Source organism: Streptomyces durbertensis, from assembly GCF_014156695.1.
Lineage (GTDB): Bacteria > Actinomycetota > Actinomycetes > Streptomycetales > Streptomycetaceae > Streptomyces > Streptomyces durbertensis.
Map to the genome: position 1 here is coordinate 1 of NZ_WMLF01000137.1, position 12,197 is coordinate 12,197.

At 72.2% G+C, this 12,197-nt stretch carries 12 protein-coding genes and 1 pseudogene; 10 read left to right on the forward strand and 3 right to left on the reverse strand.

What is annotated here, in order from left to right:
• Positions 1-167: 167 nt before the first annotated feature.
• Positions 168-1,163, reverse strand: coding sequence for a threonine/serine dehydratase (locus GL263_RS11830; RefSeq protein ID WP_182855594.1), 996 nt, complete (start codon positions 1,161-1,163; stop codon positions 168-170).
• Between the two features lie 309 nt (positions 1,164-1,472).
• The gene (locus GL263_RS11835) at positions 1,473-1,685 is read right to left on the reverse strand and encodes a cold-shock protein (RefSeq protein ID WP_182855595.1); all 213 of its coding nucleotides are present in this window, start codon (positions 1,683-1,685) and stop codon (positions 1,473-1,475) included.
• 273 nt (positions 1,686-1,958) lie between these two features.
• Here GL263_RS11835 and argC point away from each other — a divergent pair, with 273 nt between their 5' ends.
• From argC to GL263_RS11860, 5 genes are all read left to right on the forward strand, one after another.
• Positions 1,959-2,987, forward strand: coding sequence for an N-acetyl-gamma-glutamyl-phosphate reductase (argC, locus tag GL263_RS11840; RefSeq protein WP_182855596.1), 1,029 nt, complete (start codon positions 1,959-1,961; stop codon positions 2,985-2,987).
• The gene (gene argJ / locus GL263_RS11845) at positions 2,984-4,135 is read left to right on the forward strand and encodes a bifunctional glutamate N-acetyltransferase/amino-acid acetyltransferase ArgJ (protein WP_182855597.1); all 1,152 of its coding nucleotides are present in this window, start codon (positions 2,984-2,986) and stop codon (positions 4,133-4,135) included. Before argC ends, argJ begins: the two co-directional genes overlap by 4 nt.
• Complete coding sequence (gene argB, locus GL263_RS11850) at positions 4,132-5,046, forward strand: acetylglutamate kinase (protein ID WP_182855598.1); 915 nt, start codon at positions 4,132-4,134, stop codon at positions 5,044-5,046. The genes argJ and argB overlap by 4 nt, the downstream gene beginning before the upstream one ends.
• A 78-nt stretch (positions 5,047-5,124) precedes the next feature.
• Positions 5,125-6,303 (forward strand): acetylornithine transaminase, encoded by a 1,179-nt coding sequence (locus tag GL263_RS11855; protein WP_228456445.1) that lies wholly within the window; start codon positions 5,125-5,127, stop codon positions 6,301-6,303.
• 2 nt (positions 6,304-6,305) lie between these two features.
• Positions 6,306-6,833: an arginine repressor gene (locus GL263_RS11860; protein WP_143646948.1), complete on the forward strand. Its 528-nt coding sequence runs from the start codon at positions 6,306-6,308 to the stop codon at positions 6,831-6,833.
• Positions 6,834-6,848: 15 nt separating this feature from the next.
• Here the strand turns inward: GL263_RS11860 and GL263_RS11865 are convergent, their stop codons facing one another.
• Positions 6,849-7,445 (reverse strand): pyridoxamine 5'-phosphate oxidase family protein, encoded by a 597-nt coding sequence (locus GL263_RS11865; RefSeq protein ID WP_182855599.1) that lies wholly within the window; start codon positions 7,443-7,445, stop codon positions 6,849-6,851.
• A gap of 148 nt (positions 7,446-7,593) precedes the next feature.
• Between GL263_RS11865 and GL263_RS11870 the strand changes: the two genes are divergently transcribed.
• From GL263_RS11870 to GL263_RS11890, 5 genes and pseudogenes are all read left to right on the forward strand, one after another.
• Positions 7,594-8,790 carry an argininosuccinate synthase gene (locus GL263_RS11870; protein WP_182855600.1) on the forward strand — a complete coding sequence of 399 codons (1,197 nt, stop codon included), beginning with the start codon at positions 7,594-7,596 and terminating at the stop codon, positions 8,788-8,790.
• A 90-nt stretch (positions 8,791-8,880) separates the two neighbouring features.
• Entirely contained in the window at positions 8,881-10,320 is a 1,440-nt protein-coding gene (gene argH, locus GL263_RS11875; protein ID WP_182855601.1) for an argininosuccinate lyase, read from the forward strand.
• Between the two features lie 57 nt (positions 10,321-10,377).
• On the forward strand, positions 10,378-11,349 hold the full coding sequence (locus GL263_RS11880) for an aldo/keto reductase (protein WP_182855602.1): 972 nt from the start codon (positions 10,378-10,380) through the stop codon (positions 11,347-11,349).
• A gap of 87 nt (positions 11,350-11,436) precedes the next feature.
• Positions 11,437-11,988, forward strand: a complete 552-nt coding sequence (locus GL263_RS11885) for a TetR/AcrR family transcriptional regulator (protein ID WP_182855603.1) — start codon at positions 11,437-11,439, stop codon at positions 11,986-11,988.
• A pseudogene (locus tag GL263_RS11890) lies at positions 11,985-12,197 on the forward strand (hypothetical protein); the annotation flags it as partial. The gene GL263_RS11885 and the pseudogene GL263_RS11890, both read left to right, overlap by 4 nt.

A 12,197-nucleotide genomic window follows, 5' to 3' on the forward strand; every position in this document is an offset into this window, starting at 1 on the left:
GCCTCACCCAAGCCCTGGCCGGCATCCCCGGCCCCCAGGCTGCCGCCACCCTCACGACCCTCACCCAGGACACCAACCCCGCCGTCGCCCACACCGCCACCTACCTACTCCACCTCCGCGAGCCGCACTGAACGCGAGCGGGCGAGCCAGTCCGCCCTGCGGGCGTGTCAGTGCGGGGTCGGTTGGTTCGCCAGGTCGGAGGGGTCGGTGTTGGCGCCGCAGAGGATGACGGCGATCCTCTCGCCGGGGGTCGGGCGGTAGCCGTGGTTCGCGGCCTCCGGGCCGGTCAGGGCTGCCAGGGCGGTCGCGGCGCCGTGCTCGACCGCCACCCTGCGGTGGTCCCACAGGGCCTGGCGGGCGCGGACGATGTCGCTGTCCGGTACCAGGACGGAACGCACGTCGTCGTGCCGGGCGGCGGCGAGGGCCGTGGCGGAGGTCCGGCGGGCGCCGAGCGAGTCGGCGGCGACCGAGTCCACCGGAACGTCGACCACGCGGCCGGCCTCCAGCGCGGCGTTCAGCGCGCGGCAGCGCTCCGGCTCGACGGCCACCGTGCGGATGCCGTGGTGCCGGGCCGACGTGGCGACGCCGGCGAACAGGCCGCCGCCGCCCACCGCGACCACCACGGTGTCGAGGCCCGGGACCTGGTGGTGGATCTCTTCCATCAGGGTGCCGGCGCCGGCGGCGATCAGCGGGTGGTCGTAGGCGTGCGAGGCGAGCGCGCCGGTGGCGGCGACGAACTCCTCGCAGGCGGCGAGGGCTTCGGCGTACTCGGTGCCGACCAGCCGCACCTCGGCGCCGTAGCCGCGCAGCCTGGCCAGCTTCACCTCCGGTGCGGTGGCGGGCAGGAACACCGTGGCGCGGACGCCCTGTTGCCGGGCAGCCCAGGCGCACGCCAGACCGGCGTTGCCGCCCGAGGCGATGGTCACCCCGGCATCGGGCAGGGTGCCTGCCTCACGGTGGGCCTGGAGGAAGTTCTGCGCGCCACGGGCCTTGAACGAGCCGGTGTGCTGCATGAACTCCAAGGCCAGCCACACGTCACACGGCCCGTCGGGCTGGGCGGTGGGGATCGCGCCCGGGTCGACGCGAGCCAGCGCGACAGGGCGAACCCGCCCGGAGATCCGGTCGACGGCGGCCTTGATGTCGCTGTACATGAGCTGGTGCACTTCGTCGCTCCTGTGGGGGTGTGGTCACGAACAGGCGATGAGCCGGTTGGTGCAGGCTGTGGGCGCGGAGTGCTCGCCCACCTCGGCCGATGGTCCTACGCCTGGCTGGCGTGTGCGGTCCGCCCGGGCCGGGCCGCGCTGCGGGTGACGGCCTGGCGGGCGGTCGCGCGTCGGCGGCGAACCGGCGAGCGGACCGGGTGGCCACGGCGGCGCGAGTATGGGGTGAATCGGGACCCGGCTTCGGGGCGATGTGACGGAGTGCCGCGGTTGGCGACGCTCGCCAACCGCGACACTCGGCCTGAAAGCGGGTTACTCCGGGCGGACCTGCGCCGCCTGCATGCCCTTCTGGCCGCGCTCAGCGACAAACGAGACGGTCTGGCCTTCCTTGAGAGACTTGAAGCCGTCGGACTCGATGGCCTTGAAGTGCACGAAGAGGTCGTCGCCGCCCCCTTGCGGAGTGATGAAGCCGAAACCCTTCTCGTCGTTGAACCACTTCACCGTGCCGCTTTGCCGGTTGGACATGTCCACCTCAGAGGTTGCGTGGCGACCCGGTGCCGCCATGTGGATCTTGGCATGTGGGCGCTGGATCCACTCGAGATTTCGACAATGGGTCGCGGCGGCGTGGGATCCTCGCCGGCGGCTGGGCGTGGCCGCCAACTGTGACGCCCCCATCCGCCAACTCGAGCTCACTCGCCAGGTCGGGGCACTCGCGCGCACCGGCCGCTCGGAATGCGAGAAGGCGATTGCATAACACTGCATGGGTTCGTATAGTCATGCCATCGAGGAGGAGGAACGATGGCTGTGACAGTCGCGGTGGCCGGGGCGAGCGGGTACGCGGGGGGTGAACTCCTGCGCCTGCTGGTGCAGCACCCACAGGTGGAGATCGGGGCGCTGACCGGCAACTCCAACGCCGGGCAGCCGCTGGGCGCGCTGCAGCCGCACCTGGCGCCGCTGGCGGACCGGATCCTCCAGTCGACCACCGTCGAGGCGCTGGCCGGGCACGACGTGGTGTTCCTCGCGCTGCCGCACGGGCAGTCCGCGGCGATCGCCGAGCAGCTCGGCGACGACGTGCTGGTGATCGACTGCGGCGCCGACTTCCGGCTGCGGGAGGAGGCGGACTGGGTCCGCTACTACGGCAGCCCGCACGCGGGGACGTGGCCGTACGGGCTGCCGGAGCTGCCTGGAGCCCGCGAGGCGCTGCGCGGTACGCGCCGCGTCGCCGTGCCCGGCTGCTACCCGACGGCCGTCACGCTGGGGCTGTTCCCGGCGTACGCGGCGGGGCTCGTGGAGCCGGAGGCGGTGATCGTCGCCGCTTCCGGGACCTCCGGTGCCGGCAAGGCGCTCAAGCCGCACCTGCTGGGCAGCGAGGTGATGGGGTCGATGAGCCCCTACGGCGTCGGCGGTGTGCACCGGCACACCCCGGAGATGGCGCAGAACCTGTCCGCGCTGGCCGGCGAGCCGGTCACCGTCTCCTTCACGCCGACGCTGGCGCCGATGCCGCGCGGCATCCTCGCCACCAGCACCGCGAAGGCGAAGCCGGGCGTGACGGCCGCCGCCGTGCGGGAGGCGTACGAGAAGGCACTGGCCCGCGAGCCGTTTGTGCGGCTGCTGCCGGAGGGGATGTGGCCGGCGACGGCCGCCGTGTACGGCGCGAACACGGCGCTGGTGCAGGTGGCCCTCGACGAGGGCGCCGGGCGGGTTGTCGCCGTGAGCGCCATCGACAACCTCACGAAGGGCACCGCCGGCGGCGCGGTGCAGAGCATGAACATCGCCCTCGGACTTCCCGAGGAGCTGGGACTACCGACGATCGGAGTGGCACCGTGAGTGTGACCGCGGCGAAGGGATTCCAGGCGGCGGGCGTCGCCGCCGGAATCAAGGAGAACGGGAACCCGGACCTGGCCCTGGTCGTCAACCGAGGCCCGCGTCTGGCCGCCGCCGGGGTCTTCACCAGCAACCGCGTGAAGGCGGCGCCGGTGCTGTGGTCCGAGCAGGTGCTGCGCGGCGGGCAGGTCTCCGCGGTGGTGCTCAACTCCGGTGGCGCCAACGCCTGTACGGGACCCGCCGGCTTCCAGGACACGCACGCCACGGCCGAGAAGGTCGCCGAGGTGCTGGGGCACAGCGCCGGCGAGGTGGCGGTGGCCTCCACCGGGCTGATCGGCATCCGGCTGCCGATGGACAAGCTGCTGCCGGGTGTCGAGACGGCCGCGGCGGCACTCTCCCAGCACGGCGGCGAGAAGGCCGCCATCGCGATCAAGACGACCGACAGCGTGCACAAGACCGCCGTGGCCGAGGGCGACGGCTGGACGGTCGGAGGCATGGCCAAGGGTGCCGGCATGCTCGCGCCCGGCCTGGCCACCATGCTGGTCGTGCTGACCACCGACGCCGACGTGGACAGCGCTGAGCTGGACCGCGCGCTGCGGGCGGCCACCCGCACCACCTTCGACCGGGTCGACTCCGACGGCTGCATGTCGACCAACGACACCGTGCTGCTGCTGGCCTCCGGCGCCTCGGAGGTCGTGCCGGACACCGCCGAGTTCCACGAGGCCGTCCGGGCCGTCTGCGACGACCTGGCGCAGCAGCTGATCCGGGACGCGGAGGGCGCCTCCAAGGACATCCGCGTCGAGGTGGTCGGCGCGGCCAGCGAGGAGGACGCGGTCGAGGTCGGCCGGTCCATCGCGCGGAACAACCTGCTCAAGTGCGCCGTGCACGGCGAGGACCCCAACTGGGGGCGGGTGCTGTCCGCGATCGGTACCACCTCCGCCGCCTTCGAGCCCGACCAGCTGAACGTCGCCATCAACGGCGTGTGGGTGTGCAAGGGCGGGCAGGTCGGCGAGGACCGCGACCTGGTCGACATGCGCTACCGCGAGGTGCGGATCACCGCCGACCTGGCCGCCGGCCAGGAGTCCGCGGTGATCTGGACCAACGACCTGACCGCCGACTACGTCCACGAGAACAGCGCCTACTCCTCATGAGCACTCGCAAACACACCGCCCTGCCCAAGGCCCGCATCCTCATCGAGGCGCTGCCCTGGCTCACCCGGCACAACGGCCGCACGGTGGTCATCAAGTTCGGCGGCAACGCCATGGTCGACGAGGAGCTGAAGGCGGCCTTCGCCCAGGACGTCGTCTTCCTGCGGCAGGCCGGGCTGCGCCCGGTGGTCGTGCACGGCGGCGGGCCGCAGATCAGCGCGCAGCTGGAGAAGGCCGGGCTGGCCTCGGAGTTCCGCGGCGGGCTGCGGGTCACCACGCCGGAGATGATGGACGTCGTCCGCATGGTGCTCGCCGGCCAGGTCCAGCGGGAGCTGGTCGGGCTGCTCAACCAGCACGGCCCGCTGGCCGTCGGCATGACCGGCGAGGACGCACATCTGTTCGCGGCAGTGAAGCGGCACGCGGACGTGGACGGCGAGAAGGTGGACATCGGGCGGGTCGGTGAGATCACCGCCGTGGACACCGGGGCCATCGAGGCGCTGCTGGACGACGGCCGCATCCCGGTCGTCTCCTCCATCGCCCGCAGCGCCGACGAGGCCGAGGAGGGCAGTCCGGGCACCGGCGTCTACAACGTCAACGCCGACACCGCCGCCGCCGCGCTCGCCGCCGCGCTGGGCGCGGAGACGCTGATGGTCCTCACCGACGTCGAGGGCCTGTACGCGGACTGGCCGAACAGCGACGACGTCATCAGCCGCCTGACCGTCAGCGAACTGGAGAAGCTGCTGCCCGACCTGGCCAGCGGCATGGTGCCCAAGATGGAGGGCTGCCTGCACGCCGTGCGCAACGGCGTCCGCACGGCCCGCGTCATCGACGGGCGCGTCCAGCACAGCATCCTGTTGGAGATCTTCACCGACGAGGGCATCGGCACGATGGTCGTGCCGGACGAGGGGGAGTGACCCGTGACCACCACCGACCAGGCCACCCCGGCCACTGACAAGGCCGCCGACCAGGCCGCCGCCCCGCACAGCGGCGCGCTGCGCGCCCGCTGGCAGCGGTCGCTGATGGACAACTACGGCACGCCGCCGCTCGCCCTCAGCCACGGCGAGGGCGCCCGGCTGTGGGACGCCGACGGCCGCGAGTACCTGGACTTCGTCGGCGGCATCGCCGTCAACGTGCTGGGCACCGGCCATCCGGCCGTCGTGCGCGCGGTCTCCGACCAGATCGCCACCCTCGGCCACATCTCCAACCTGTACATCTCCGAGCCCGTCGTGGCGCTCGCCGAGCGGCTGCTGGAACTGGCCGGCCGCGACGGGTCGGTGTACTTCTGCAACTCCGGCGCCGAGGCGCTGGAGGCCGCCGTGAAGATCGGCCGGCGTACCGGCCGGACCCACATGGTGGCGACCGAAGGCGGCTTCCACGGCCGCACGATGGGCGCGCTCGCCCTGACCGGCCAGCCCGCCAAACAGGACCCGTTCCGGCCGCTGCCGGGCGACGTCACCCACGTGCCCTACGGCGACGTGGAGGCGCTGCGAGCGGCGGTGACCGAGGACACCGCGCTGTTTGTCGTCGAGCCGATCCAGGGAGAGAACGGCGTGGTGGTGCCGCCCGACGGCTACCTCGCCGCCGCCCGGGAGATCACCGCCGCCACCGGCACGCTGCTGGTGGTGGACGAGGTGCAGACCGGCATCGGGCGCACCGGGCACTGGTTCAGCAGCATCGCCCAGGGCGTGGTGCCGGACGTGATCACCCTGGCCAAGGGCCTCGGCGGCGGCATGCCGATCGGCGCCACGCTCGCGTTCGGCGAGACCGCCGCGTTGCTGACGCCGGGCCAGCACGGTTCCACCTTCGGCGGCAACCCGGTCTCCTGCGCCGCCGCCCTCGCGGTGCTCGACACGCTCGCCGCCGAGGACCTGCCGGCGCGCGCGCTCGCCCTCGGCGAGCGGCTGCGGGAGCGCGTCTGGGCGCTGGGGCACCCGCTGATCGACCAAGTGCGCGGGGCCGGGCTGCTGCTGGGTATCGTGCTCACCGAGCCGGTGGCGCCGCAGGCGCAGAAGGCGGCTCAGGACGCGGGCTTCCTGGTGAACGCGGTCAAGCCGGACGTGATCAGGCTGGCACCGCCGCTGGTCATCGGCGAGCGGGAGGCGGACGCACTGGTCGCCGCCCTGCCCGCAGTCCTCGACGCAGCAGACCGCAGCCGAGGAGCCGGAGAGTGACGATGACCGAGGGGCACAACGGCGGGCCCGCCGTCCCGCAGACCCGTACCGCCCGGCACCGGCGGATCGTGGACCTGCTGGGGCGTCAGCCGGTGCGCTCGCAGAGCCAGTTGGCCAAGCTGCTCGCCGACGACGGCCTCTCGGTCACCCAGGCGACCCTCTCCCGCGACCTCGACGAGCTGGGCGCGGTGAAGATCCGCAACGCCCAGGGCGAGCTGATCTACGCCGTGCCCAGCGAGGGCGGCGACCGGACGCCCCGGGCGCCGCTGGGGGAGTCGGCCACCGAGGCCCGGCTCTCCCGGCTCGCCGCCGAGCTGCTGATCTCGGCGGAGGCGTCGGCCAACCTGGTGGTGCTGCGGACGCCGCCCGGCGCGGCGCAGTTCCTCGCGTCCGCGATCGACCAGGCGGAGCTGCACGAGATCATCGGCACGATCGCCGGCGACGACACGCTGCTGCTGATCAGCCGCGACCCGACCGGCGGGCAGGCGCTCGCCGACCACCTCCTGCGCCTCGCCCAGAAGAACCGCTGACCGGGCGGCCGCCGTTCAGGTGGCCGGGCTCGGCGTGGGCGGGAGGGGGAGCGGGAGCGCGGGCAGGCCGTCCAGGCTGGTGCCCACGTGCTCGCAGCGTTGGAAGTAGGCGTCGAGGCTGCTGTCGTCCTCCCGCTCGAAGCGGGAGGCGTGCAGCGGCCGGTCCTCCTGGTATTCCATCAGCGGCACGGCGAAGCCGCAGCTGGTCCTGACGGAGTCGGCGGTCACGACGATGATCGCTCGGAGGCCGTGCCGCGCCGGGTCGATGTCGGGGAAGTGGGTCAGCAGTTCCGGGAAGCGCGGGTCGTCGCGGAGCACCGGCTCGCCGCTGCCGTGCAGCCGCAGGATGCTGGGCGGACCTTCGAACGCGCACCACATGAGGGTGATGCGGCCGTTCTCCCGGAGATGGGCGACGGTCTCCGCCGTGCTGCCGGCGAAGTCGAGGTAGGCGACCGTGCGCTCGTCCAGGACGGCGAGGGACCCGGTGAGGCCCTTGGGGGAGAGGTTGACGGTGCCGTCCTCGGCGAGCGGGGCGGTGGCGGTGAAGAAGACCGGCTGCCGCTCTATGAAGCGCCGCAGCCGGTCGTTGAGGTGTTCGAAGCTCTGTCCCATGCCGTCACCCTAGGCCCGCGCACCGCGCCGACCTGGAGAAAAAGCCCGGCCGGGCCCTTCCAAACCCGCGCTGACCTGCGGCGTTGACGAAGCATGCGGAGGAGTGCATACTTATACCAGTCACCGCATGGATCGTAAGGAGCACCCCGTGACCGAGCGCGTTGTACTCGCATATTCCGGTGGCCTGGACACCTCCGTCTGCATCGGCTGGATCGCGGAGGAGACCGGAGCCGAGGTCGTCGCCGTCGCCGTGGACGTCGGCCAGGGCGGGGAGGACCTCGACGTCATCCGCAAGCGCGCGCTCGCCTGCGGTGCGGTGGAGGCCGAGGTGGCCGACGCCAAGGACGAGTTCGCCGAGGAGTACTGCCTCCCGGCGATCAAGGCCAACGCGCTCTACATGGACAAGTACCCGCTGGTCTCGGCGCTGTCCCGGCCGACGATCGTCAAGCACCTGGTCGCCGCCGCCCGCAAGCACGGCGCCACCACGGTCGCCCACGGCTGCACCGGCAAGGGCAACGACCAGGTCCGGTTCGAGGCCGGCATCTCCTCGCTCGCGCCCGACCTGAAGTGCATCGCCCCGGTGCGGGACTACGCCATGACCCGGGACAAGGCCATCGCCTTCTGCGAGGACAAGGGCCTGCCCATCGCGACCACCAAGAAGTCGCCGTACTCCATCGACCAGAACGTCTTCGGGCGGGCCGTGGAGACCGGCTTCCTGGAGGACATCTGGAACGCCCCGATCGAGGACGTCTACGACTACACCTCCAACCCGGCCGTCCCGCAGGAGGCCGACGAGGTGGTCATCACCTTCGAGCAGGGTGTGCCGGTGGCGATCGACGGGCGGCCGGTGACGGTCCTCCAGGCGATCCAGCAGCTCAACGAGCGGGCCGGAGCGCACGGTGTCGGTCGGATCGACATGGTCGAGGACCGGCTGGTGGGCATCAAGTCCCGGGAGGTCTACGAGGCGCCCGGCGCGATGGCGCTGATCACCGCGCACCAGGAGCTGGAGGCCGTCACGGTCGAGCGGGAGCTGGCCCGGTACAAGCGGCAGGTCGAGCAGCGGTGGACCGAGCTGGTCTACGACGGCCTGTGGTTCTCCCCGCTCAAGCGGGCCCTGGACGGCTTCGTCGACGAGGCCAACCAGCACGTCACCGGTGAGATCCGGATGACCCTGCAGGGCGGCCGGGCCGTGGTGACCGGCCGGCGGTCGGAGAAGTCGCTGTACGACTTCCACCTGGCCACCTACGACACCGGCGACACCTTCGACCAGTCCATGTCGAAGGGCTTCATCGAGATCTTCGGCCTGTCGAGCAAGATCGCCGCCAAGCGGGACCTGGCACAGTAAGGTCCGGGCACCCGCACGACAGACCCGAGGCCGCCCCACCGGTGCCGTCCGGTGGGGCGGTCGCCATCCGCCACGAGGAGCACGGAGAACATGACCGAAGGAGCCCGGCAGGGCGGCGAAGTGAAGCTGTGGGGCGGCCGGTTCGCGGACGGGCCGAGTGAGGCGCTGGAGAGGCTGAGCGCCTCCGTGCACTTCGACTGGCGGCTGGCCCCCTACGACATCGCCGGTTCCCGCGCCCACGCCAGGGTGCTGCACAAGGCCGGTCTGCTGACCGCCGACGAGCTGGAGCGCATGCTCGCCGGCCTCGACCGGCTCGCCGCCGACGTCGAGGACGGCTCGTTCGTCGGCACGGTCGCCGACGAGGACGTGCACACCGCCCTCGAACGCGGCCTGCTGGAACGCCTCGGCCCCGACCTCGGCGGCAAGCTGCGCGCGGGCCGCTCCCGCAACGACCAGGTCGCCACGCTCTTCCGGATGTACCTGCGGGACCACGCGCGGATCATCGGCGGGCTGATCACCGAGCTCCAGGAGGCGCTTGTCGGTCTCGCCGAGGCGCACCCGGACGTGGCGATGCCCGGCCGGACCCACCTCCAGCACGCCCAGCCCGTGCTGTTCGCGCACCACGTGCTGGCCCACGTGCAGGCGCTGTCGCGGAACGCCGAGCGGCTGCGGCAGTGGGACGAGCGCACCGCCGTCTCGCCGTACGGCTCGGGCGCGCTGGCCGGCTCCTCCCTCGGCCTGGACCCGCAGGCCGTCGCCGCCGACCTCGGCTTCGAGCACGGCTCGGCCGCCAACTCCATCGACGGCACCGCCTCACGGGACTTCGTCGCCGAGTTCGCGTTCATCACGGCGATGATCGGCGTCGACCTCTCGCGGATCGCGGAGGAGGTCATCATCTGGAACACGAAGGAGTTCTCCTTCGTCACCCTGCACGACGCCTTCTCCACCGGCTCCTCGATCATGCCGCAGAAGAAGAACCCGGACATCGCCGAGCTGGCGCGCGGCAAGTCCGGCCGGCTGATCGGCAACCTCACCGGGCTGCTGGCCACCCTCAAGGCGCTGCCGCTCGCCTACAACCGGGACCTCCAGGAGGACAAGGAGCCGGTCTTCGACTCCTGCGACCAACTGGAGGTGCTGCTCCCGGCGTTCACCGGGATGATGGCGACGCTGACCGTCAACCGGGAACGCATGGCGGAGCTGGCGCCGGCCGGCTTCTCCCTCGCCACCGACGTCGCCGAATGGCTGGTCCGGCAGGGCGTGCCGTTCCGGGTGGCGCACGAGGTCGCCGGCGAGTGCGTGAAGGTCTGCGAGAAGGAGGGCGTCGAGCTGGACCAGCTCACCGACGAGCAGTTCCACGCGATCTCCGAGCACCTGACGCCCGAGGTGCGCTCGGTGCTCACCGTGTCCGGCTCGCTGGCGTCCCGGGACGGACGCGGCGGAACGGCCCCCTCGGCCGTCGCGGCACAGCTCGCCGAGGTGAAGTCCGATCTGGTGAAGCAGCGCGAGTGGGCGCAGGCCGGTAACCGGTAGCACGGCGCCGCACGGCTACGGTGGAGGTCCCACCGCAGCCGTGACGTTGGAGCCGTGATGCCGTTCACCCGCCTGGCCGAGGCCACCACGCCGACCGCACGGATCGGACTGGGCCTGGCCGCAGTCGGCCGCCCCGGCTACCTGAACCTCGGCCGGGAGCGCGACCTGCCCGCCGAGCGTTCCGCCGACGCCCTGCGCGACCGCACCCGGCAACTGCTGGACGCGGCCTACGCGCAGGGCGTCCGCTATGTCGACACCGCCCGCAGCTACGGCCGCGCCGAGGAGTTCCTGGGGGAGTGGCTGGAGGAGCACCCGGAGGCGGGCGAGGTGGTCGTCGGCAGCAAGTGGGGCTACGTGTACACGGCGAACTGGCGGGTCAGCGCGGACGTCCACGAGGTCAAGGAGCACTCGCTGGCGATGTTCCGCACCCAGCGGGCCGAGACCGGCCAGCTGCTCGGCGACCACCTGGACCTCTACCAGGTGCACTCCGTCACCCCCGAGAGCCCGGTGCTCACCGACGCGGAGATGCAGCGCGCGCTGGCCGAACTCGCCGGGGAGGGTGTGTCGGTGGGCCTGTCGGTGAGCGGGCCGGACCAGGCCGAGGCGGTCAGGCGGGCGCTTGAGGTGACGGTGGACGGCGAACCGCTGTTCCGCTCGCTGCAGGCCACCTGCAACCTGCTGGAGCCCTCGGTCGGCGAGGCGCTGGCCGAGGCGCACGACGCCGGCCGCTGGGTGATCGTCAAGGAGGCCATGGCCAACGGCCGTCTCGCGCCGGAGTGGGCGCCGGAGGAGCTGCGGCGGGTCGCCGAGGAGTGCGACGCGACCTGTGACGCGGTGGCGCTCGCGGTGATGCTGTACCAGCCGTGGGCGACGGTGGTGCTCTCCGGTGCCGCGACCGTGGAGCAGCTGTTCACCAACCTGCACGCGGTGACCGTCGACCTCACCGAGGAGCAGCGGGAGCGCCTGGCCGCCCTCGCCGAGTCGCCGGCCGACTACTGGCGCCACCGCTCGGACCTCACCTGGGCCTGACCCCGCCGGTCTCTCACCGATCCGTCCGGACGTTCGGCACACCTGAAGAATGAGACAAGGCTGTCTCATCTGAGATATGATTGTCTCATGTCTACGAAGTCCGAGCAGGTGCTCGCCGCCGCCGCCGAACTACTGGCCCGCAAGCCTGGCGCCTCCATGGACGAGGTCGCCCGAGCCGCCGGTATCAGCCGCGCCACCCTGCACCGGTACTTCGCCGGTCGCGACGCCCTGGTCACCGCGCTCGGCGCGCTGGGCGTGCGACGGCTGGACGAGTGCGTCGACGCCGCCGCCATCGACGAAGGCTCCGCCTCCGACGCGGTCCGCCGCCTCGTCGGGCAGGTCATGCCGGTGGCCGGCTTCCTGGCGTTCCTCTACACCGAGCACCAGCTCTTCGAGCAGGACCGCATGGACGACGGCTGGCGCCGGGTCGACAACCGGATCAGCGCGCTGTTCCGGCGCGGACAGCAGGAGGGCGAGTTCCGCCCCGAACTGCCGCCGGCCTGGCTGACCGAAGCCCTCTACGCCCTGGTGGCCGCCTCCGACTGGTCCGTCCAGGACGGCCAGATGGCACCCAAGGACGCGCCCACCCTCGTCATCGAACTGCTCCTCGGCGGAGCACTCGCAAGGAAACCCGCATGAACAGCCACCATCAGCCCTCGAACCCCGAACCGGCCACCCCCGTCAGTACGGTCAAGGCCGCCGACGCGGAGCCGCAGGCCCACCCCGGGCGCTGGCTGGCGCTGGCCGTCCTGGTCTGCGCCGTCCTGCTCGTCGGCATCGACGCCACCGTGCTGGGGCTGGCGACGCCGTTCCTCGGCGAGGACCTGCGGCCCAGCGGCACCCAGCTG